Annotated in this window: 22 protein-coding genes; 17 read left to right on the forward strand and 5 right to left on the reverse strand. The window is 67.0% G+C overall.

What is annotated here, in order from left to right:
* Nucleotides 1-112: 112 nt before the first annotated feature.
* The 7 genes from VGP60_RS10820 to VGP60_RS10850 all read left to right on the forward strand — a co-directional run bounded on the left by VGP60_RS10820 (nt 113) and on the right by VGP60_RS10850 (nt 6,022).
* Nucleotides 113-1,402, forward strand: coding sequence for a sugar ABC transporter substrate-binding protein (locus VGP60_RS10820; protein WP_327547778.1), 1,290 nt, complete (start codon nt 113-115; stop codon nt 1,400-1,402).
* On the forward strand, nt 1,402-2,301 hold the full coding sequence (locus tag VGP60_RS10825; RefSeq protein WP_327547779.1) for a sugar ABC transporter permease: 900 nt from the start codon (nt 1,402-1,404) through the stop codon (nt 2,299-2,301). The genes VGP60_RS10820 and VGP60_RS10825 overlap by 1 nt, the downstream gene beginning before the upstream one ends.
* Nucleotides 2,302-2,327: 26 nt before the next feature.
* A complete protein-coding gene (locus tag VGP60_RS10830) occupies nt 2,328-3,110 on the forward strand; it encodes a carbohydrate ABC transporter permease (protein ID WP_414640323.1) in 783 nt (260 codons plus the stop codon).
* Nucleotides 3,111-3,155: 45 nt separating this feature from the next.
* The gene (locus tag VGP60_RS10835; RefSeq protein ID WP_327547848.1) at nt 3,156-3,299 is read left to right on the forward strand and encodes a hypothetical protein; all 144 of its coding nucleotides are present in this window, start codon (nt 3,156-3,158) and stop codon (nt 3,297-3,299) included.
* A 17-nt stretch (nt 3,300-3,316) separates the two neighbouring features.
* Nucleotides 3,317-4,288, forward strand: a complete 972-nt coding sequence (locus VGP60_RS10840; RefSeq protein WP_327547780.1) for a pentapeptide repeat-containing protein — start codon at nt 3,317-3,319, stop codon at nt 4,286-4,288.
* The gene (locus VGP60_RS10845; RefSeq protein ID WP_327547781.1) at nt 4,285-4,686 is read left to right on the forward strand and encodes a PaaI family thioesterase; all 402 of its coding nucleotides are present in this window, start codon (nt 4,285-4,287) and stop codon (nt 4,684-4,686) included. The genes VGP60_RS10840 and VGP60_RS10845 overlap by 4 nt, the downstream gene beginning before the upstream one ends.
* Before the next feature lie 118 nt (nt 4,687-4,804).
* Nucleotides 4,805-6,022, forward strand: coding sequence for a peptidase C39 family protein (locus VGP60_RS10850; protein WP_414640318.1), 1,218 nt, complete (start codon nt 4,805-4,807; stop codon nt 6,020-6,022).
* Here VGP60_RS10850 and VGP60_RS10855 read toward each other — a convergent pair.
* Entirely contained in the window at nt 6,012-6,671 is a 660-nt protein-coding gene (locus VGP60_RS10855; protein ID WP_327547783.1) for a hypothetical protein, read from the reverse strand. The genes VGP60_RS10850 and VGP60_RS10855 overlap by 11 nt on opposite strands.
* A 153-nt stretch (nt 6,672-6,824) precedes the next feature.
* Between VGP60_RS10855 and VGP60_RS10860 the strand changes: the two genes are divergently transcribed.
* The 5 genes from VGP60_RS10860 to VGP60_RS10880 all read left to right on the forward strand — a co-directional run bounded on the left by VGP60_RS10860 (nt 6,825) and on the right by VGP60_RS10880 (nt 11,219).
* Nucleotides 6,825-7,922, forward strand: coding sequence for an S-(hydroxymethyl)mycothiol dehydrogenase (locus VGP60_RS10860; protein ID WP_327547784.1), 1,098 nt, complete (start codon nt 6,825-6,827; stop codon nt 7,920-7,922).
* A 134-nt stretch (nt 7,923-8,056) separates the two neighbouring features.
* Nucleotides 8,057-8,557 carry a gamma-glutamylcyclotransferase gene (locus VGP60_RS10865; RefSeq protein WP_327547785.1) on the forward strand — a complete coding sequence of 167 codons (501 nt, stop codon included), beginning with the start codon at nt 8,057-8,059 and terminating at the stop codon, nt 8,555-8,557.
* A gap of 84 nt (nt 8,558-8,641) precedes the next feature.
* Complete coding sequence (locus VGP60_RS10870; RefSeq protein ID WP_327547786.1) at nt 8,642-8,938, forward strand: hypothetical protein; 297 nt, start codon at nt 8,642-8,644, stop codon at nt 8,936-8,938.
* A complete protein-coding gene (locus VGP60_RS10875) occupies nt 8,938-10,650 on the forward strand; it encodes an alpha/beta hydrolase (RefSeq protein ID WP_327547787.1) in 1,713 nt (570 codons plus the stop codon). Before VGP60_RS10870 ends, VGP60_RS10875 begins: the two co-directional genes overlap by 1 nt.
* Entirely contained in the window at nt 10,650-11,219 is a 570-nt protein-coding gene (locus VGP60_RS10880; protein WP_327547788.1) for an LppA family lipoprotein, read from the forward strand. The genes VGP60_RS10875 and VGP60_RS10880 overlap by 1 nt, the downstream gene beginning before the upstream one ends.
* Here VGP60_RS10880 and VGP60_RS10885 read toward each other — a convergent pair.
* Nucleotides 11,216-12,832, reverse strand: coding sequence for an FAD-binding oxidoreductase (locus tag VGP60_RS10885; protein ID WP_327547789.1), 1,617 nt, complete (start codon nt 12,830-12,832; stop codon nt 11,216-11,218). The genes VGP60_RS10880 and VGP60_RS10885 overlap by 4 nt on opposite strands.
* A 16-nt stretch (nt 12,833-12,848) precedes the next feature.
* Between VGP60_RS10885 and VGP60_RS10890 the strand changes: the two genes are divergently transcribed.
* The 5 genes from VGP60_RS10890 to VGP60_RS10910 all read left to right on the forward strand — a co-directional run bounded on the left by VGP60_RS10890 (nt 12,849) and on the right by VGP60_RS10910 (nt 17,529).
* On the forward strand, nt 12,849-13,478 hold the full coding sequence (locus tag VGP60_RS10890) for a TetR/AcrR family transcriptional regulator (RefSeq protein WP_327547790.1): 630 nt from the start codon (nt 12,849-12,851) through the stop codon (nt 13,476-13,478).
* Nucleotides 13,475-15,013, forward strand: a complete 1,539-nt coding sequence (locus tag VGP60_RS10895) for a glycerol-3-phosphate dehydrogenase/oxidase (protein ID WP_327547791.1) — start codon at nt 13,475-13,477, stop codon at nt 15,011-15,013. Before VGP60_RS10890 ends, VGP60_RS10895 begins: the two co-directional genes overlap by 4 nt.
* A gap of 82 nt (nt 15,014-15,095) precedes the next feature.
* Nucleotides 15,096-15,365 carry a helix-turn-helix transcriptional regulator gene (locus tag VGP60_RS10900; RefSeq protein WP_327547792.1) on the forward strand — a complete coding sequence of 90 codons (270 nt, stop codon included), beginning with the start codon at nt 15,096-15,098 and terminating at the stop codon, nt 15,363-15,365.
* Nucleotides 15,366-15,400: 35 nt separating this feature from the next.
* Entirely contained in the window at nt 15,401-16,318 is a 918-nt protein-coding gene (locus VGP60_RS10905; protein WP_327547793.1) for an ATP-binding cassette domain-containing protein, read from the forward strand.
* On the forward strand, nt 16,315-17,529 hold the full coding sequence (locus tag VGP60_RS10910) for an ABC transporter permease (protein ID WP_327547794.1): 1,215 nt from the start codon (nt 16,315-16,317) through the stop codon (nt 17,527-17,529). The genes VGP60_RS10905 and VGP60_RS10910 overlap by 4 nt, the downstream gene beginning before the upstream one ends.
* Nucleotides 17,530-17,666: 137 nt before the next feature.
* Here VGP60_RS10910 and VGP60_RS10915 read toward each other — a convergent pair whose 3' ends face one another.
* From VGP60_RS10915 to VGP60_RS10925, 3 genes are all read right to left on the reverse strand, one after another.
* Nucleotides 17,667-18,971, reverse strand: a complete 1,305-nt coding sequence (locus VGP60_RS10915) for a citrate synthase (RefSeq protein ID WP_327547795.1) — start codon at nt 18,969-18,971, stop codon at nt 17,667-17,669.
* A gap of 194 nt (nt 18,972-19,165) precedes the next feature.
* Complete coding sequence (locus VGP60_RS10920) at nt 19,166-20,107, reverse strand: carbohydrate kinase (RefSeq protein ID WP_327547796.1); 942 nt, start codon at nt 20,105-20,107, stop codon at nt 19,166-19,168.
* Nucleotides 20,104-20,736: a TetR/AcrR family transcriptional regulator gene (locus tag VGP60_RS10925; protein WP_327547797.1), complete on the reverse strand. Its 633-nt coding sequence runs from the start codon at nt 20,734-20,736 to the stop codon at nt 20,104-20,106. Before VGP60_RS10925 ends, VGP60_RS10920 begins: the two co-directional genes overlap by 4 nt.
* Nucleotides 20,737-20,810: the final 74 nt, after the last annotated feature.

A 20,810-nucleotide genomic window follows, 5' to 3' on the forward strand; every position in this document is an offset into this window, starting at 1 on the left:
TGAATTCAAACTTTTCGGCGAGTCTTAACTGCTCTGAAGGTCACCATGAGGGAATCTAACGCCCGCATGGTGACCTTCAGAGGCATTTTCGTCGGAAAGGTGGAGGGCGGGGATGGAGCGCAGTCGGCGCGGGTTTTTGTCGTTGGCAAGCATGGCCGCGATCGGGGCAGCGGCTTCAGCCTGCGGGTCCAATACCGGGCGACAAGGGGTAGCACCGCCGTCGACAGCCTCTTCCGCGCCGACGGCACCGCCGAAACCCAAGCTCTCGCAGTGGTACCACGCCTATGGCGAGGACGGCGTCCAGGACGCGGTGAAACGGTTCGCCGCGGGCTACGACAAAGCCAAGATCTCCGTTCAGTGGAACCCCGGCGACTACGACTCGAAAATCGTCACCGCGCTGCAGAACAGTGCGGTGCCGGACCTTTTCGAGGCCCAGGTGAAAATCGACTGGGTCCGGCAGAACCAGGTCGTCCCGCTGGACGACATCATCGCGCCGGTCAAAGGTGATTTCAGCCCGTCGGTACTCGCCGCGCAGACCGTCGAGGGCAAGGCCTACGGCATCCCGCAGGCGACCGACACGCAGGTGTTGTTCTACCGCAAGAGTTTGCTGGCGGCGGCCGGCGTCCAGCCGCCGCAGACCGTCGACGAACTCATCGACGCGGCGGCCAAGCTGACCAAGGACAACGTCAAAGGCCTGTTCGCCGGCAACGACGGTGGTGTCGGCGTGCTCACCGGGCCGCTGCTGTGGTCGGCGGGGCTCGACTATCTCGGCAAGGACAACCGCACGGTCGGCTTCGACGATCCCCGCGCGGCGACGGCGTTCGGCAAACTGCGCACGCTCAACACGAACAACTCTCTCCTGCTCGGCGCGCCGACGGACTGGTCCGATCCCGCCGCGTTCATCGACGGCCTCGCCGCGATGCAGTGGACGGGGCTGTGGAACATGCCGAAGATCCAAGACGCACTCAAGGACGACTTCGGCGTGCTGGCGTTCCCGAAGCTCGACGGCAGCGGCGCACCCTCGGTGCCGGTCGGGGCGTACGGCGCGATGGTCAACGCCAGGAGCCCGAATGTGGCCGCGGCCAAGGATTTCGTCAAGTGGCTGTGGATCGACCAGACCGCCGACCAACTCGAATTCGCGACGAAGTACGGCTTCCACGTCCCGGCCCGCACGAGCCTCATCGACCGCGCGGAGAACCTGAAACTGGGGCCCGCTTCCGACGTCGCCCGGTTCGTCAAGGAGAACAGCCATCTCGTCGGCGGTCCGGTGTGGACAGCGCAGTCGAACACCGCGCTCGCCGACGCCGTCGCCAAGATCGCGAAGGAAGGCGCGGACCCAGCGGACGAAACACGCAAAGCCGTCGATACCGCCAAAGCCGAGTTGAAGCGCCTGTTCGGCTGATGAAGGGCCGTAACGCCCGCGCCTTCTGGCTGTTCGTCGGCCCTTTCCTGATCGGCCTGGCGATTTTCGCGTACCTGCCGATCGGGTGGAGCGCGTACCTCAGCTTCTTCGACGCGCGCAACACCGTCAGCCCGACGACTTTCGTGGGGCTGGACAACTACGTCGCCATGCTGGGAAACGAAGCTTTCCTTTCCAGCCTGGGCACTTTCAGCGTGTTCGCGGTGCTGATCGTGCCGGTGACGTTCGTGCTCTCGCTGGCGTTGGCGCTCGCGGTGAACCGGCTCGAAGTCGCGCGGGCGTTCTTCCGCTCGGTGTTCTTCCTGCCGTTCGCGTGCTCCTACGTCGTGGCTTCACTGGTGTGGAAGACGTCGCTGTTCTCGGGCGTGCGGTACGGCTTGGTGAACTCGGTGCTCGGCGTGTTCGGCGTCGACCCGGTCGCGTGGACGGGCACGGTGAACCCGCCGCTGTACTGGGTCGTACTGGTGACGGCCCGGCTGTGGCTGCAACTCGGGTTCTACATGATCCTGTTCATCGCCGCGCTGCAACGGATTCCGGAGCATTTGTACGAAGCCGCGTGGCTCGACGGCGCGAAGCCGGGCTGGCAGACGTTGCGGTACATCACTTTGCCGCAGCTGCGGGCCACGGCCGTCGCGGTGCTGCTGCTGAATCTGATCAACGCCTATCAGGCTTTCGACGAGTTCTACAACATCATGGGTGACTCTCGCGGCTATCCGCCGTTCGCCCGTCCGCCACTGGTTTATCTGTACTACACCTCGCTCGGCTCGGGCGGCCAAGATCTCGGCCGGGGCAGCGCGGGCGCGGTCATTCTCGCGCTGCTGATCACTTTGGTGACCTTGTTGCAGGGCAAGATCTTCCGGTTCACGCGGGTGGGATCGTGAAATTCCTGCGCTGGGCCGCGCTGATCATCGCGGCGGTGTTGTTCGTGCTGCCGTTCTATCTGCTGCTGCGCAACGGTTTGTCGACCCGCACGGAAATCACCGCGCCGAACTGGACCTTCTTTCCGTCGGAACTGCATTGGGAAAACCTCACCCAGCTGTTTGACAGCACCGAAGTCCCCTTCGCACGCAGTCTGCTCAACTCGACCGTGGTGGCGACGCTGCAAACGCTCGGGCAGTTGCTGCTGTGCTCGCTCGCCGGATACGGGCTGGCGCGGATTCCTTACCGGCACTCGAACAAGGTGCTCTACGCGGTGATCGCGACGCTCATGATCCCGACTTCGGTGACTTTCGTGCCGAGTTTCGTGGTCGTGTCGAGCCTCGGGTGGATTTCGGATCTGCGCGGCCTGATCATCCCCGGGCTGTTCAGCGCGTTTACCGTTTTCCTGTTCCGGCAGTACTTTCTGGACTTCCCGCTGGAACTGGAGGAAGCGGGCCGGATGGACGGCCTGAGCCGGTGGGGTGTGTTCTGGCGGATCGTCGTGCCGAACTCGCCCGGCTTCTTCGCCGCGCTCGCGGTGATCAACTTCATCGGCGCGTGGAACGCGTTCCTGTGGCCGCTGATCATCGCGCAGGACCCGTCTTCGTGGACCGTGCAGGTCGCGCTGTCCGGGCTGCTGACGTCGCAGAACCCCAAGACGAACCTGCTGTTCCTCGCCGCGGCCGTGTCGATCCTGCCGATCGTGATCCTCTTCGTCGCCCTGCAGCGCTACCTGGTCAAAGGCGTCACCCACACCGGCCTGAACGGCTGAAGTCTCGCGCGAGAGAGACCGCCATCTGTCGACAGATGGCGCGCCGTGAGCTACGACGACCGGTCCCCGCAAGCGCTTGCGTCGCTGTACCGGGAGCTGTCCTACAACGACATCCACGTCGACCTCGGCCGTCAAGGCTCGGGTCCCGACCAGAACACCGAGCTGGTTCTCCCACACCCGCTCAGGTAGCACGGCAAGATGGCCCGGTGAAAGAAAAGTCCCGTGCCTTGACGCCGGTGGCCATCTGGACCGGCGCGGCCCTCGTGCTACTGGTCGCGTCCGGTTCGGTGTGGTTGCTGCTGGCCAACTTCGGTTCCGGCAGCAGCCAGGACAACTCGCGGCTGGACGCGATCCGGACCGCCGCGAGCATCGTCGTCGGCACGGGCGGGGCGGCCGCACTGCTGCTCGCCGCGCGCCGCCAGCGGTCCGCCGAGCTCGACCTGGAGCAGAAGGAACGGGGCGCGGCGGACACCCGGCACGACATGGCCGAGCGCAGGATCACCGAGTTGTACACGAAATCCGCGGAGCAACTCGGCTCCGACAAGGCACCTGTGCGCCTCGCGGGCCTCTACGCGCTGGAACGCCTGGCGCAGGACGCCCCCAACCAGCGCCAGACCGTCGTCAACGTGTTCTGCGCCTACCTCCGGATGCCCGAACCGATCGACGGCCAGACGAACGAGGAAGCCATGAAAACCGAGGAATACCAGGTACGCATGGCCGCGCAGCGCATCCTCATCGCGCATCTCGACACCGCTGACGACACCAAGTTCTGGCCGGACACCGATCTCGACTTCACCGGCGCGACCCTGCGCGACTGGCATCTGAACGCGCGCACGGTCCGCCGGATGATCTGTACCCGCACCAAGTTCGTCGGCCCGGCGAGGTTCCAGGGCACGCGGTTCACCGGAACCGCCGGGTTCTACTACGCGAGCTTCGGCACACACGCCTTCTTCCAGGGGGCCAAGTTCGAAGAAGGCGCGCGCTTCGGCGGCACCGAGTTCGCCTGCTGTGCCCAGTTCGAGGACGCCACCGTCCGCACGGACGTCGAGGCCCGCCGCATCTGGCCCGGTGGCTGGGTCCTCGAACCGGCCGTCGACGGCTGGGCGACACTTGTGCCGAATCCTTACCTCCGACGTAATCGCGAAGCCCCGCGACTTCGGGCAAGCTCACGAGCATGACCGATACCGCGGGCACCGCGCTCTTCCACCAGACGATGCCGTTCACCGTCCAGCTCGGCATCGAGGTCCTCGAACACTCCGCCGACGTCGTCCGCAGCCGGCTCGCCTGGGCGGAAAACCTGTGCACGCTCGGTGGAGTGCTGCACGGTGGCGCCCTGATGTCGCTGGCCGACGCGAACGGCGCGGTGTGCGCGTTCCTCAACCTGCCCGAGGGCGGCCAGGGCACCACGACGATCGAGTCGAAGACGAATTTCCTCCGCGCGATCCGTGACGGGCACGCCGTGGCCACGTCGCGTCCCCTGCACGCGGGACGCCGCGTGATCGTCGTCGAGACCGAGATCCACGACGACGCGGGCAAGCTCGTCGCCAAGGTGACCCAGAGCCAAGCCGTCCTATAACGAATGCGGCGGGCCTTATTTACCTGAAGGCCCAAGTAGGCGAAAATCCCTGACACCCCAGGGACGGAGTACCCCCATGCGTGCAGGGATTTCCATAACGCTGTGTACGGTCGCGCTCATGACCGTCGTGAGCACGCAGGTGGCGGAAGCGCAGCCGATCCCGAGAGCGGACGAATCGGTCGACTACCACGAATGGGGCGGGCCACGCGATTTCCGTGACGGCGATTTCGACGGCCTGACAACGGATCGTGGCGCGCTGCGCATGGGCAGGCCGATCGGCAGCGTCGAGCACAGCGAGCCATCGCTCGGCACGACCCGCACCTATGAATACGGTCAGTGGACGTCGCCGTCGTACCGCCACGGTTTCGACGCGACGCAGCTCATCGCCTCGTGGAACGCCACCACCCCGGCCAAGACCTGGCTGCAGGTCGAGGTGAAGGTCCAGACCACCACCGGCGACGAGACCGGTTGGTACTCGATGGGCCGGTGGGCCACCGGCGACGCCGACATCAAGCGCACCAGCGTCGACGGCCAGAGCGACGCGAACGCCGCTGTCGACGTCGACACGCTGGCCACGAAGGCCGGGATCGCACTCCGCTCGTACCAGCTGCGCGTGATCCTCTACCGCGAGGCGGGCACGCACGCGACGCCGGAGCTGACCTCGGTCGGCGCGATGACGTCGCAGGTGCCGGACCGGTTCGAGGTGCAGCCGACGAAGCCTTCGCACGCGGCCGGGATCGAGCTGCCCGTGCCGCCGTACGCGCAGAACCTCCACAAGGGCGACTTCCCGGAGTACGGCGGTGGCGGCGAGAACTGGTGCAGCCCGACGTCGACCGAGATGGTCGCGGAGTACTGGGGCAAGCACCCGAAGAAGTCCGACATGTCGTGGATCCCGGACGGTTACGTCGATCCGACAGTCGCCTACGCGGCCCGGCACACCTTCGACTACGCCTACGACGGCACCGGCAACTGGCCGTTCAACACCGCTTACGCCGCGAGCCTCGGCCTGCGCGGGCACGTCACGCGGCTGCACTCGCTCAACGAGCTCGAAGGCTACATCGCCCGTGGCATCCCGGTGATCACGTCGCAGTCGTTCCTCGCCGAGGAACTCGACGGCGCGGGCTACGGCACGGCCGGGCATCTCATGGTCATCATCGGCTTCACCAAAGAGGGTGACGTCATCGCCAACGACCCGGCGTCGAGCAGCAACGAAGCGGTGCGCAACGTCTACAAGCGCGACCAGTTCGAGAAGATCTGGCAGCGGACCAAGCGCTACACCGCGAGCGGTTCGGTGGCGGGCGGCCCGGGCGGCATCGTCTACATCATCACGCCGTAGCGGCCAGGAAGGTGATCGGGAGCGAACGCGGGCCGGGCGTGCCCGTCGTGAGCTCCCGGCATCTTTCCCGCAGTAAACCGGTGGCGATCCGTGCCTCCGTCAGCGCGAGCGGCAGCCCGAGGCCGACGGGGTCCGCGGGCCGGACCAGGTCGGTACCGAGCACGCCGGCCCGGATCAGGCCGGCCGTCACCGGATAGTCCACCAGCAACAGCCAGGCCAGCGATGCCAGTTCGACGTCGGAAAGCCGCTCCGGGCCGCCTTCGTCGCGGCACAGCCTGCCCAGCAGATCCGTGGTCGCGATGATCCCCGGGTGGGTGGTTTTGTGGTTGACGAGATCACTCAGGTAGCCGAGGCCGTCGTCCTGCTGCCCCGGTTCGTCCACCCAGTACCGCAGGTTTTCGCGGTCGCTTTCGGGCACGCCGAGCAGCTCCATGCGGATCGTCAGCGGCAGCGGGACGGCGAAATCCTCCATCAGTTCGGCCTGGCCACGCGCCACGAACCGGCTGATCAACCGGTTCGCCAGCTGCCCGACACTCGGCCGCAGCACCTCGAGCCGCTCCTGGCCGAACTCGCGGCTCACCACCTGGTGGAGCCGGCCGTGCCCGGTCTGGTCTCGGAGCAACGCGTTGAGCGTGTTCGGTCTCTCCATACCCCGAACACGTGTCGTCCGGGCGGGCGGTTCACCTCACACTCGGCGCACTCATGCACGTCTCGCCATGTCCGCGTGATCCATGGCAAGCTGCGGTTGGGTGTTATTTGATCCTGTTCCTTGTGATGTTGCCGGGCCGGAAGGTGGTCGTAGATGCCGTACGAAGTGCAGGGTGTCGTTTCCCTCGCGAAAGGCGAGCCGGTCTCGCTGGAGACCGTGCTGGTCCCGGATCCCGGGCCCGGCGAGGCCGTGGTCTCGGTCAAGGCGTGCGGGGTCTGCCACACCGACCTGCACTACAAGCTGGGCGGCATCAACGACGAGTTCCCGTTCCTGCTCGGCCACGAGGCCGCGGGTTACGTGGACAAGGTCGGCGAAGGTGTCACGGACATCTCGCCCGGTGACTACGTCATCCTCAACTGGCGCGCGGTCTGCGGGATCTGCCGCGCCTGTAAGCGTGGCAAGCCCTGGTACTGCTTCTCGACGCACAACGCGTCGCAGCCGATGACGCTCGCCGACGGCACCAAGCTCAGCCCCGCCCTGGGCATCGGCGCGTTCCTCGAGAAGACGCTCGTCCACAGTGGACAGTGCACGAAGGTGAACCCCGAGATCGAACCGGCCGTCGCCGGGCTGCTCGGCTGCGGTGTGATGGCCGGCCTCGGCGCGGCCATCAACACCGGCGCGGTGACCAGGGGCGACTCGGTCGCGGTCATCGGCTGCGGCGGCGTCGGTGACGCGGCCATCGCCGGGGCGAACCTCGCGGGCGCCACCACGATCATCGCCGTCGACCAGGACGACCGGAAACTCGAGTGGGCCAAGGGTTTCGGCGCCACGCACACGCTGAACACCAAGGGCAAGAGCGAGGACGAGGTCGTCGAGGCCATCCAGACGCTGACGAACTCCTTCGGCGCCGACGTCGTGATCGACGCGGTCGGCCGCCCGGAGACCTGGCGCTCGGCGTTCTACGCGCGCGATCTCGCGGGCACCGTGGTGCTCGTCGGCGTGCCGACCCCGGACATGCGCCTGAACGACATGCCGCTGATCGACTTCTTCTCGCGCGGCGGCCAGCTGAAGTCGTCCTGGTACGGCGACTGCCTGCCGTCCCGCGACTTCCCCGTGCTCGTCGACCTCTACCTGAAGGGCCGGCTGCCGCTGGACAAGTTCGTCACCGAGAAGATCGCGGCCGACGGCGTCGAAGGAGCCTTCGACCGGATGCACCACGGGGACGTCCTGCGCAGCGTCGTGGTCTTCTGAGTTCCCTCTTCAAAGACGACGAGTACCCGGCCGATCCCTACCCGGGGACACGGCCGGACTGCTCGTTCGTCCATCTCGACGGTGCCGGGTATCCGCTGGAGACCGCGCCGGAGGGCTGGCGGGACAGGCAGCCCGTGCTGTCCTACGGCTCGAACGCGTGCCCGTCGAAGATCACCTGGTTGCGTGAAGAATTCGGGCTGACCGGGCCGGTCGTGGTGGTGAAGGTCGAGTGCGCGGGCCTGGCCGCGATGTGGGCGACCGGCCTGCGCCACCGCGACGGCCAGCGCCCGGCCACCCTCGGCGCGGCGCCGGGCGTGGTCGAGCAGCACGCCGTCTGGTTCGCCACGCCGGGCCAGCTCTCGGCGTTGGACATCTGCGAAGGCCGCGGCGGCCGCTACGAGCTCGTCCGGCTGAACAGCGGCACCATCACCATGGAGGACGGCACCGTGCTCGACGAAGTCCTCGCGTACACCGGCTGTGCCGACATCCGGCTGCCGCTGCTCGTCGATGGCAAGCCAATACGGGTCGCCGAGATGCCACAGCAAGAGGCCTCCGCGCTCGTCGGTGTCGCCGCCGAGTCCCACGGCCTCGACGTCACCGTGCTGCCGCATCCGGATGGACTCACCTTTCCGTAGTGAATTCCCGCGGAAAGGGAACGAAAGGGACATCTCCCGTGTCATAGTGGCGCCGAGTCGGTACCGAGGGCAGGGGGCGACGTCTTGAGCAGCTACGAAACGCAGATCGGGGAGCTTCGCAAAGCCGGTGACGCGGCGAAGTCCGCCGGCGGTCAGGTCGCGAAGGTCGACCTCGCCGACGCCGTCGCGGACGCCGGGACGGCGATGCCCGGCGGACAGGTGGTCGGCTCGTTCACCAGGCTGGGCAACGCCTGGCGCGGTGACCTGGCCGGCTGGGTCTCGCAGGCCGAGGGCTACGCCGACTCGCTGACCACGGCCGCCGACAGGTACGCCGCCAACGAGCAGGCGGCGGCCGCGGACTTCCGGGTCGGCGCGAAGTAATGCCCACCTACGGCCAGGTGCGACTGTGGCGGCCCGAACCGCTCGACGCGGCCGAACAACGGCTCAAGGGCTGTAGCGAGAAGCTGCTCGGCCTGTCGGACGAGTTCGTCGACATGGGCACGCCCGCCGGCTGGATCGGGATCTCCGCCGAAGCGGCGACGACCAAGCGTGGCCAGGTCAGTGACCGGATGGAACGGATCGTCGCCGGCGTCAGCGCCGCACGCACCGGGCTGATGCAGGGCGCCGACGCGCTGACCGGCCTCAAACAGGGCGTCGAAGAAGCCGACGCACTGGCGAGGGCCCGCGAGTTCAGCATCGGCGACGACGGCTCGGTGACCGATATTTCGGCGAAGCGCAGCGTCCCGGCCGACCAGGTCGACGACGTCGCCCGCGAACGGGAACGCACCAGGAACGAGCTCGTCGACCGCGTCGAGCAGATCCTGCGGCGCGCCAACGACATCGACGCCGACCTCAACGCCTTGCTCGGCCGCGTGATGAACGGCGAGATCGACGACGGCGGCGCCACCGACCTGGCGAGCGCGGCCAAGAACGGTGCGGGCAAAGGCGGTCTGTCCGTACTGGAGCCACCGGGCGGCGCCGGAACGCCCGGCGACAACGCGGGCTGGTGGGACTCGCTCAGCGATGCCGAGCAGCGGCAGATCATCGCCCAGCACCCCGACTGGATCGGCAACCGCGACGGTGTCCCGTTCGGTGCCCGCGACGAAGCGAACCGGCAGCTGCTGCAGACGGAGAAGACCAAGCTCCAGGACGAAGCGCGCAGGCTGCAAGCCGACCTCGACGACAACTGGTTCGGCGGCACCTTCACCAACGCCGACGCGCGGCTCGACGAGGTCAAGGCGAAACTGGAGTCCATCAAGGCCATCGAAGAGACGTTGGCGCAGCCTGGTGAACGGCAGTTGCTGATGCTGGACATGACCGACGAACGCGCCGAAGCCGCTGTCGCCAATGGCAATGTCGACACCGCAGCCCATGTTTCAGTGTTCACACCCGGGCTGACCTCCACGGTCAACGGAAGCTTGGGCGACTACGACCACAACATGTACGACCTCAAGAACCGCACGGAAGACCTGCAAGACCGCTACGGCAACGGCGAATCCGTGGCCACTGTGACCTGGATTGGTTACCAGGCACCACAGTTGACTGTCGGTGGCGTCCTGTTCGACGAGAACTCCGTGGTCGACGACCACTCAGCCCAGCAGGGTGCGAACAAGCTCGCACCTTTCCTGAACGGCATCGATGCGGCTCGTGACACCGATCCGCACCTGACCGCGCTCGGCCATTCATACGGCTCCACCACCACAGGTTTGGCGCTGCAGCAAAACACAGGTGTGGACGATGCCGTGCTCTTCGGCTCACCGGGCCTTGGTACCAGCAATATCGACGATCTAAAGGTCCCCGGTGGCCACACGTACTACATCGAAGGCCGCAACGACCCCGTCGGCGACCTCGGCTATTTCGGCATCGACCCAAGCCATATGGACGGTGTGGAACATCTTTCCGCGAAGGAGACATCCCTGCCCGGAGGTGGGAAAATGACCGAATCCGCCGGGCACAGCTACTACCTCGATGACAACAGCACGAGCCAGTACAACATGAGCGTGATCACCGGCGGCATGGCCGACCATCGCATCCGAGACGACGGCAAGGGGTTCGGCGACGTGCTGTCCTGGCCGGTACCGGGAACCTACTGATGAAACGACGATTCACGATCCCGGCGGCGTTATGCGCTTTGACGCTGCTGCTCGGTGGCTGCACCAGTGAGGACCCCAAGGGAGATGCTGTGAACAACCAGTTCGCCGAGCTGATGAAGCGGCCCGATATCGAACAGGTCGAGGCCGAGTACCAGAACATGCTCGCTTCGATCCGGGAAAAGCTCGTCAACGAGATCGGTATCGCACCGTGGATTCCGAAGGACAGCCAGCCGAGTGCCTCCGCCTGCGGCGGAGAATTCACCGAGATCACCACCGAAGGTCAGCGGCGCAACTACAGCTCCGGCCGGTCGCCGGGGAACCTGCCTGATGGTCAATGGTCCCGCGCGGTCGCGCTGGTAGGCGAAACAGCTGGTCAACATGGGTTTGGCGCACCGGAAATCATCGTGGACCGGCCCGGCGACCATGAGGCAGTCTACAAGAGCACCACAGGCGCCGAACTCATCTTTGGCACCGGCACCAATACGACTCTGAGCGTGACAACCGGGTGTCACCTCACGGCTGAAGCCCACAAGCGTGGGACCCCGGCCGCCAAGGAACCGTTGTACTAGCCACCGATGAGCTTGCCCGGGTTCAGGATCCCAGTCGGGTCGACGGCGTTTTTCGCCGCCCGCAGGATGTCCAGGCCGATCTCGCCGATCTCCGCACCGAGGTAGGGCGCGTGGTCAATCCCGACGGCGTGGTGGTGGGAGATCGTGCCGAGTCCGGTGATCGCCTCGCTTGCGGCCTTCTTAGCGCGCTCCCACTGCCCGACTGGATCGGTGGCGTCGCGGGCGGTGATGACGGTGAAATACAGTGAGGCGCCCGTTTCATAGGCGTGCGAAACGTGGCACATCACGATCGGCGCGCCCAGCGAAGCGGTGAGCGCGGCGCGGACGTCGTCGTGCAGTTGGCTGAGTTTCGACCAGTGCGCGGCGGTTTCGAGGGTTTCCACGCAGACGCCGTTATCGAGCAGCGCGTCACGCTGGCGCGGCCCGGAAAACCTGCCGTGCAGCCAGGTTTCTCCCAGCGCCTTGCCGATCCGGACCGCTCCGGAGGACTTCAGGACGGCCATGACGGCCCGGCGGCGAGCCGAGAAGTCCTTTGTGGTGACGCCTTCCCAGCCCAGGATCAGCTGACAGGGTTCGGCGATCCCACGGGCCCGGACGTACCGCTTGAGGACCGTGGTCTTCCAGCCGGTGTTCAGTGCCAGCGAAACCTCGGTTTCGTCCACATCGGACAGCCGGGTGACATCGGCGAGCACGCCGTGCTGTGCGAGTTCCCGCACGACGGCCGAGCCGCTGTCCCAGCCGTCGAGCACGTAACCCTCGTACCGGTGGACTTTCGGCGCCGGCCGCACCCGGAGCGCGACCTCGGTGATCACGCCGAGCGTGCCTTCACTGCCGACAGCGAGCTGGCGCAGATCGGGTCCGGCCGCCGACGCGGGTGCCACCCCGAGCCGCCATTCGCCACGCGGAGTGGCCAGCCGGACACCCGAAACCATGTCCTCGAATCGGCCGTAGCCCGCCGAAGCCTGCCCGGCGGACCGGGTCGCGGCGAATCCGCCGATGGTCGCACGTTCGAACGACTGCGGCACATGCCCGAGTGTCAGCCCATGCTCCGCGAGCAGCCGCTCGGCTTCGGGCCCGCGCACCCCCGCCTGCAGCACCGCGATCCGCGAGACCTGGTCGACCGACACGAGTTTGTCGAGCCGTACGAGGTCGAGCGCGATCACGGCGGACTTGTCACCCCGCACCGCGTTCACCCCGCCGACCACGGAAGTCCCGCCACCGAAGGGAACCACGCCGACGTCGTGCCGCACACAGATATCGATTACCCGCTGGACCTGGTCCGGGTCTTCGGGCAGCACGACCGCGTCCGGCACCTCCGGCGTGCCGACACCGCGGCGGCGCAAAAGGTCCAGATAGGACAGGCCGCCCGCCCGGCCGAGCCGGTCTTCCGCTGTGAGCAACACGTAATTTTTGCCAACCAACGCCACAAACTCATCTCGAACCGTTTCCCCGAGCGCGGACGCGGGTACCGTCGGTTCGGGGACCACCGTGTTCGCGGTGAGCGTGCCAATCCTCTTGGTGAGCCAGCGCAGGGCGCTGACCGGCAGGTGAGCGGCGTCGCCGCCGTCAGCGGTCCAGAACTGGCGAATGCGGTGGTCAATAAGGTCATTCACCGGTACAGTGTGACACATGTCCACCAAACGTCACACATCGAGCGCGCTGGCGGACACCCGCACCAGGCAAGCCGCCGCCCGGGTCGCCGACGACGTGCTCCTCGACGCCGCCCGGCTCTGTGTCCTCGCCGTCGGCGTACGCCGCACCACCCTCGCCGAAATCGCCCGCACCGCGAGCGTCAGCCGGATGACGCTGTACCGCCGGTTCCCGGACGTGCGCAGTGTCCTCACCGCACTCATGACCCGCGAATTCGGCGGCCTGATGCGGGAAGCGAGCGCGGAGGGCATGGTCATGCCCACGGCCCGCGACCGCCTGGTGATCAGCACGTCGGCCGCGGTCGGCGCGCTGTCCGCCAACGAACTCTTCCGCACGCTGCTCGATGTCGACCCGGAACTCGTCCTGCCGTACATCGTGAAACGGCTCGGCGCCACGCAGCGGCTGGCCGAAAGTGTCATCCTCGCGCTGCTCGCCGCGGGCCACGCCGACGGTTCGATCCGGACGGCCGAGCCCGCCGCGCAGGCCCGGTCGATCCTGCTCGTGGCACAGTCGTTCGCGTTCTCACTGCGGTCCGCGACAGCCGATGTCGACGAAGCCACTCTGCTCGACGAATTCCGGCACGTGCTCGACGCGACGTTGCGGCCATGATCCGCGGTTCACTCAACGCGAAGCGCCGCGAACGGGAACTCGAAGAACTGGCCGGTGGCCTGCGAGTCGACATCGCCGTGGTCGGCGGCGGGGTGACGGGGGCCGGGATCGCGCTCGACGCGGCGTCGCGCGGGCTTTCGGTCGCGCTGGTCGAAGCGCACGACCTCGCCTTCGGCACCTCCCGCTGGTCGAGCAAGCTGGTGCACGGCGGCCTGCGCTACCTCGCGAAGGGCGAGTTCGCGCTGGCGCGGGAGAGCGCCGTCGAACGCGGGATCCTGATGACCCGGACAGCGCCGCATCTCACGCGGGCGATGCCGCAGCTGTTTCCGTTGTACACCAGCACTTCGCACGCCCGGCAGGCCCTCGTCACCGCCGGGCTGCAGGCGGGAGACGCACTGCGCCGAGCTGCCCGGACGCCGTCTTCGGTCCTGCCGCGGCCACGCACGATCCCGGCGGCCGAAGCGCTCGCCCTCGCCCCTGGGCTCGATCGCACCAACCTGCGCGGCGCGTTGCTCGCGTACGACGGCGCGCTGACCGACGACGCCCGGCTCGTCGTCGGGCTCGCCAGGACGGCGTCGGCGTTCGGTGCGCGCATCCTGACCAAATTGCGCGCGGTCGAGATCACGGCCGACAAAGTCCGGTGCCAGGACAAGATTTCCGGGCAGAGCTTGGAAATCTCGGCACGGCAGGTGATCAACGCGGCCGGGGTGTGGGCCGGCGAGCTCGTGCCTTCGGTGAAACTGCGCCCTTCGCTCGGTTCCCATCTGGTGCTCTCCGCCGAGGCGGCCATGATCGGGGCCACGTCGGTGAATGTGACCGTACCCGGCGAGAGCAACCGATTCGTCCTCCTCTTGCCGCAGCCGGACGGCCGGGTGTATCTCGGCCTCACCGACGAGCCACTCGGCGGCGCGATCCCGGACGTGCCGGTGGTTCCGGAGTCCGATGTGGACTTCCTGCTGAAGGTGGCTTCTTCCGCGCTGGCAAGGAACCTCACTCGCGAGGACGTCATCGGCTCGTACGCCGGACTGAGGCCGCTGATCGAGCGGCCCGGCCGCAGCGCGGACCTTTCCCGCAACCACGCCGTGCTGACCGACCCGAACGGCGTGATCACGATTGTCGGCGGCAAGCTCACCACGTACCGGAAGATGGCCGCGGACGCCGTCGACGCGGCGATGAAGGCCACGCGGCTCCACGCCGGGCCGGCGTGCACCGACCGTCTTCCCTTGCTGGGAGCGGCACAGCGCACCAAGTTGTCCACTGTGGACGCTCCCGCTCGCTTGGTCGGCAAGTACGGCACCGAAGCGCCCCGGATCGCCGCACTCGGCGAAGTGGACCGCGCACTCGGCGAACGACTGTGCGCGAACACCGAAATCACCGCGGCCGAGGTCGTCTGGGCCGTACGCCACGAAGGCGCCCTCGACGTCGAGGACGTCCTCGAACGCCGGACCCGCCTCGCGTTGGTCCCCGCCGACGCCGCTGCCGCGTCCTCCCTCGTCCACGAACTCGTCGACAAGTCCATCACCGGCCTCGCCTGACCCATCCCCGGGAATGTGCCGACATATTCCCCGGGGATGTTGCCTGGATTGACGGAGTGTTGGGTTTTCGCAACAATGTGTCATGAGCCCGGTGCGACGAGGCAAAAAGCTGCCGATCTACAACCGGCTCCAGGTGCTCAGGGCGGAGCGCGGGCTGAGCCGGGCCGCGCTCGCCGAGGCCGTCGAGGTGAATCCCCAGACGATCGGTGCACTGGAGCGCGGCGACCACTATCCGAGCCTCGACCTGGCGTTCCGCCTCTGCGGGGTGTTCGGCCTGCCGGTCGAGGCGGTGTTCGGCCGGGAGCCGTTCGCACCGCTGTCCACCCAAGTTTACCGCGAGGGTGGAAAATGATCGCGATCGCGGCTTCATCGACAGGGGGACCGAAGTTGACTGACCCGGCACTGGAGATCGACAGCGTTTCCAAGCGCTACGGCGACATCGTCGCGCTCGACTCGGTCACCTTCGACGTGCGCGCCGGTGAACTGTTCGGGTTCGTCGGCAGCAACGGTGCCGGCAAGACGACGACCATGCGCATCGCGCTCGGTGTGCTGGCGGCCGACTCGGGCGAAGTGCGGTTCGACGGCAAGCCGATCACCCACCAGACTCGTACCCATATCGGCTATATGCCCGAAGAGCGCGGCCTGTACCCGAAGATGAAGGTACTCGACCAGCTCGTCTACCTCGCCGAACTCCACGGGCTCACGAGCGACGAAGCCCACCAGAGCGCGGAAAACTGGATCGGCAGGCTCGGACTCAAGGAGCGGCGGACCGAAGAGGTCCAGAAACTGAGCCTCGGGAACCAGCAGCGCGTCCAGCTCGCCGCCGCGCTGGTGCACGATCCGAACGTGCTGGTACTCGACGAGCCGTTCTCCGGACTCGACCCGATCGCGGTCGACGTCATGACGGAAGTGTTGCGGGAGAAGGCGTCCACCGGCGTACCCGTGATCTTCTCGAGCCACCAGCTGGACTTGGTCGAGCGGCTGTGTGACCGCGTCGGCATCATCCGGAGTGGACGGATGGTCGCCTGCGGCAGCGTGGCCGAACTGACGGCCGACGCCGGAAGCCTCCTGGTCGTCACCGCACCACACGCCCCTGGTGGCTGGGCGTCGAACCTGCCCGGTGTGCGGATCGTGTCCGAGCGTGACGCGACGGTGGTGCTGGAGCTGAGTCCTGGCACCGACGACCAGGCCGTGCTCACCGCCGCGTTGAACACCGGGCCGGTGACGGAGTTCAGCCGACGCCGTCGCTCGCTCACCGACCTGTTCCGTGACGCCGTCAACGCACCAGAGAGGGCTCCGGCATGACCACGCCCAGCTATCGCGACCGCACGGTCAAGCCGTTCACCGCGGTCCGTCTGGTGGCCAAGCGCGAGCTCAACACCCGCCTGCGCACGAAGTCGTTCCTCATCGGGACGGCCGTGATCCTGGTGGTGTTCGCCGGGTACTTCCTGTTGCAGGCCACGCTGCTCGGTGACGCCGGGCGCAGCAAGATCGGGCTCACCGGGCAGGCCACCGGGATCTCGGACCAGCTGAAAACCGTTTCGCAGCAGCTCGGCAAGGACGTCGAGACGGTCACGATCACCAGTCCCGAAGAGGGCCGGGCTCAGGTCGAAAGCGGTGACCTCGACGCGTTGCTCTCCGGCAACGTCTCCGATCTGCAGGTGCTCGTGAAGTCCGATTTGGACAAGCAGCTGCACGCGGCCCTGAATTCGATTGCCCAGCAACAGGTCCTGAACGCGACCCTGCTCGAAGCCGGTCTCGACGCGCCGCAGGTGCTGAACACGATCAACAGCGCGACGGTGAAGGTCACCTCGATCACCCCGGAGGATCCCGAAAAGAACCAGCGCCTGATCATCGGCGTGGTGATGGTGTTCCTGCTGTACATGAGCATCACCACCTACGGAACCCTTGTCGCGCAAGGCGTTGTCGAGGAGAAGTCAAGCCGGGTCGTCGAAATTCTGCTGTCGACGCTGCGGCCGTGGCAGCTGATGCTGGGCAAGGTGATCGGGCTCGGGCTGACCGGGTTGATCCAGCTGCTCATCCTCGCGGGCGCCGGACTCGCGATGGCCACCGCGACCGGGAGCCTGACCGTGTCCGGGGTCGCCGTGAGCACCGTGCTCTGGGGGCTGCTCTGGTACATCCTCGGTTTCTTCTTGTACGCGACCATTTTCGCCGGCGCCGGGTCGCTGGTTTCGCGTCAGGAAGACACCCAGTCGGTCCTGACGCCGGTGACGATGGTGCTCGTGATCGGGTTCATCGTCGGCGTCAACCTGCTGTTGCAGAGCCCGGACGGCCAGGCGACCACCGTGCTTTCCTTGATCCCGCTGCTGTCCCCGGTGCTGATGCCCGGCCGGATCGCCGCCGGGCTGGCGCCAGGCTGGCAGATCGCACTGTCCATTGTGCTCACGCTGGCCACCGTCGCGCTGTTCACCTGGCTCGGCGGCCGGATCTACCAGAACGCGGTGCTGCGCACGGGAAGCCGCGTCAAGCTCAAGGATGCCCTGCGCAACTCGTAGACTCCGCAGCCTTGATCTCGCAAAAACCACCATGGCCACCTTGGTTGCGTTGAGGCCCCTCGCCAACGTGGCGACGGAACCTAAGAACACAGTGACCAAGGTGGCCATGGTGGCACTTCAGGCTGAAGCGAGAGGGGTCAGCGCTCGCCGATACCGACGTAGTCCCTTGCCTTCTCACCGGTGTAGATCTGGCGCGGGCGGCCGATCTTGGTGGCCGGGTCCTGGATCATCTCGCGCCAGTGCGCGATCCAGCCGGGGAGACGGCCCAGCGCGAACAGCACGGTGAAGTACTTGGTCGGGAAGCCGAGCGCCCGGTAGATGAGACCGGTGTAGAAGTCCACGTTCGGGTACAGCTTGCGCTCGACGAAGTAGTCGTCGGAGAGAGCCGTCTCTTCGAGCTTCTTCGCGATGTCGAGCAGCTGGTCGCCGCCGGCGAGCTTGCCGAGGATCTCGTCGGCGGTGTTCTTGATGATCTTCGCGCGCGGGTCGTAGTTCTTGTAGACCCGGTGCCCGAAGCCCATCAGCTTCACGCCTTTTTCCTTGTTCTTCACGCGGTTGACGAAGTTCTGCACGTCGCCGCCGTCGTTCTTGATGTCCTCGAGCATGTCGAGGACCGCCGCGTTCGCGCCGCCGTGCAGCGGTCCGAAGAGCGCGTTGATCCCGGCCGACACACTGGCGAACAGGTTCGCCTCGGACGAGCCGACGAGCCGCACCGTCGAGGTGGAGCAGTTCTGCTCGTGGTCGGCGTGCAGGATGAACAGCAGGTCGAGGGCCTTGGCTACCTCGGGATCGACGTCGTACGGCTCCGCGGGCAGGCCGAAGGTCATGCGGAGGAAGTTCTCCACCAGGCCCATCGAGTTGTCCGGGTAGAGGAACGGCTGGCCGATCGACTTCTTGTAGGCGTACGCCGCGAGCGTCGGCACCTTGGCCAGCAGGCGGATCGTCGACAGCTCGACGTTCGGTTCGTCGAACGGGTTGAGCGAGTCCTGGTAGAACGTCGACAGCGCGGAGACCGCGCTGGACAGGACCGGCATCGGGTGCGCGTCACGCGGGAAACCGCCGAAGAACGCCTTCAGGTCCTCGTGCAGCAGGGTGTGGCGCTGGATCTTGCCGGTGAAGTCCTCGAGCTGGGTCGGCGTCGGGAGCTCGCCGTAGATCAGCAGGTACGAGACCTCGATGAAGGTCGACTTCTGGGCGAGCTGCTCGATGGGATAACCGCGGTAGCGCAGGATCCCCTCATCACCGTCGATATAGGTGATGGCCGAGGACGCGGCGCCGGTGTTGACGAACCCCGGATCCAGGGTGATGTAGCCCGTCGAGGCCAACAGCTTTCCGAGTTCGATCCCCGGCGCCCCTTCAACCGGGTGGACCACCTTGAGCTCGTGCTCGCCAGTCGGCAGGCGTAGCGAGACTGTTTCGCCGCCGGACGTCGCGTCGGACATGGATGTCCCTCTCACGTTTGCACGGGCCGGCGGCGCCTGTAGGTTCCACAGGCAGCCATATGTTCAGGCGAGGAGGCCATAAGCCTCGCTGCACACCGCCCCGCTGGGGTATGAATTCTACCCACCACGCTAGTCGAGAATAGGGTGTCGGCGCAGCCGTGGGGTTGTTCATAGGCGGTGCTTTGGGACCAGGTTCACACGGTGGATGCCATATCTTGCGCCGTCGGTGGCTCCGCGCCGCTCCTGGAGACGGTGATCGCCGCGGCCTTGGCCGCGAAGGTGAGCGCCTCGGTCCATTCGGATTCACCCAACGTGGTGAGATCGCGCACGTCCCGCTGGTACAGCCAGGCCAGCAACGCGCCCTGGACGGTGTCCCCCGCGCCGATCGTGTCGACGACGTCGGCCTTCGCGGACGGCACCTGGGCGAGTTCACCGGCCGCGGTGATGACGGCGATGCCTTCGGCGCCGCGGGTCAGCACCACCGCGTCCACACCGGACGCCACCCAGGACTTCGCGGCGTGCACCGCGTCGGCGCCTTCGGCCAGCCACTCGGCGTCGTCGTCGGAAAGCTTGAGAAGCCGGACATGCGGCAGCCAAGAGACGAACCGGGCGCGGTACGCCGCCGGGTCGTCGATGAGCGCGGCCCGGATGTTCGGGTCCAGCGCGGTCAGCACGCCACGCGCGGACTCCCGGCGCAGTATCGCTTCGTAAGCACTGACCCCCGGCTCCAGCACCATGCCGAGCGTGCCGAGGCACAGCATCTTGACGTCTTCGGGCAGCGGGCCGGGATCGGCGACGAGCCTGTCCGCGGTGCCCTCGGTGTAGAAGGTGTAGTGCGCGGCGCCCTTTTCGTCGAGCGCGACGACGGCCAGCGTCGTCGGTTCGTCCCCGCGCTGCAGCAGACCAGTGTCCACACCGGACGCGTGCAGCCGCGTGACGAGCGCCTCGCCGAAGCGGTCGTTCGAGACACGCGAAAGGAAACCCGACGGAACGCCGAGCCGCCCGGCGGCGAGCGCGACGTTGTACGGACCACCGCCCAGCCGCGGCAGCAGCGCCCGCAATCCACCGTCCACAGTGGAATCAAGGGGTTCACCAGGGACCATGTCGACCAGCGCTTCTCCACCCACCACAATCACGGGCGTGATGCTACAGCCAGACCCCCCAGAAGCAGGTCGGAAAGGGCGGTGAAAGCGTCGGCATCGGACACCCCGGTCCGCGAGCCGATCACGCCGGTCTGGATGCCTTCGATCAGTAGCCCGGCCATCTCGGCGATCAGGCTCGCGTGGACGTCGCGGAAAACGCCGTCGCGCACACCCTTGGCGATGAACGTCCGGATCCGCCCGGCGGCCGCGCGGCTGTTGAGCTCGTAGGTCGCCCGCGCCGGGGCGAACGCGGCGATGTCGGACATGAACGCCGCCGAGGCCCGGTTCAGGTACTCGGAGATCCCGGCCAGGTACTCCCCGATGATCTCGCGCGCGTCCTCGATGCCGCCGATGCGTTCTTCGAGCAGCTCGGCCGCGCCGCGGAAGAAGTGCCCGACGACCTTGACCGCGAGCTGCTCCTTGCTCGGCGCGAGCGCGTAGAGCGTGGACTTCGAGCAGCGCATCCGCCCGGCCAGCTCGTCCAGCGTGAACTGGGCGAACCCTTCGGCGAGGAAAAGTTCTTCCAGCTCGGCGAGCAACGCGCGCTGCCGGGCCGTGGGTTGCCGTCGCGGCGCCGGGGCACGCAGGGGAGCCCGCGACGGGGCGGCATCGACATTCGCCATCCGTTCACCGTATTCCGTCCGGGAAGCCGTGACGCGCGCCATAGCCCCGGTTCAGCCAATACGGTACTGTTAAC

The sequence above is a fragment of the Amycolatopsis sp. genome (genome assembly GCF_036008905.1).
In the GTDB taxonomy this organism is placed as follows: domain Bacteria; phylum Actinomycetota; class Actinomycetes; order Mycobacteriales; family Pseudonocardiaceae; genus Amycolatopsis.

Bases quoted from the DNA above. Each gene is read 5' to 3' on its own strand.
- VGP60_RS10910 (WP_327547794.1), top strand. From the start codon at position 16,315: ATGACCACGCCCAGCTATCGCGACCGCACGGTCAAGCCGTTCACCGCG.
- VGP60_RS10915 (WP_327547795.1), bottom strand. From the start codon at position 18,971: ATGTCCGACGCGACGTCCGGCGGCGAAACAGTCTCGCTACGCCTGCCG.
- VGP60_RS10925 (WP_327547797.1), bottom strand. From the start codon at position 20,736: ATGGCGAATGTCGATGCCGCCCCGTCGCGGGCTCCCCTGCGTGCCCCG.
- VGP60_RS10880 (WP_327547788.1), top strand. From the start codon at position 10,650: ATGAAACGACGATTCACGATCCCGGCGGCGTTATGCGCTTTGACGCTG.
- VGP60_RS10900 (WP_327547792.1), top strand. From the start codon at position 15,096: ATGAGCCCGGTGCGACGAGGCAAAAAGCTGCCGATCTACAACCGGCTC.
- VGP60_RS10820 (WP_327547778.1), top strand. From the start codon at position 113: ATGGAGCGCAGTCGGCGCGGGTTTTTGTCGTTGGCAAGCATGGCCGCG.
- VGP60_RS10860 (WP_327547784.1), top strand. From the start codon at position 6,825: ATGCCGTACGAAGTGCAGGGTGTCGTTTCCCTCGCGAAAGGCGAGCCG.
- VGP60_RS10825 (WP_327547779.1), top strand. From the start codon at position 1,402: ATGAAGGGCCGTAACGCCCGCGCCTTCTGGCTGTTCGTCGGCCCTTTC.
- VGP60_RS10895 (WP_327547791.1), top strand. From the start codon at position 13,475: ATGATCCGCGGTTCACTCAACGCGAAGCGCCGCGAACGGGAACTCGAA.
- VGP60_RS10890 (WP_327547790.1), top strand. From the start codon at position 12,849: ATGTCCACCAAACGTCACACATCGAGCGCGCTGGCGGACACCCGCACC.
- VGP60_RS10850 (WP_414640318.1), top strand. From the start codon at position 4,805: ATGACCGTCGTGAGCACGCAGGTGGCGGAAGCGCAGCCGATCCCGAGA.
- VGP60_RS10875 (WP_327547787.1), top strand. From the start codon at position 8,938: ATGCCCACCTACGGCCAGGTGCGACTGTGGCGGCCCGAACCGCTCGAC.
- VGP60_RS10845 (WP_327547781.1), top strand. From the start codon at position 4,285: ATGACCGATACCGCGGGCACCGCGCTCTTCCACCAGACGATGCCGTTC.
- VGP60_RS10855 (WP_327547783.1), bottom strand. From the start codon at position 6,671: ATGGAGAGACCGAACACGCTCAACGCGTTGCTCCGAGACCAGACCGGG.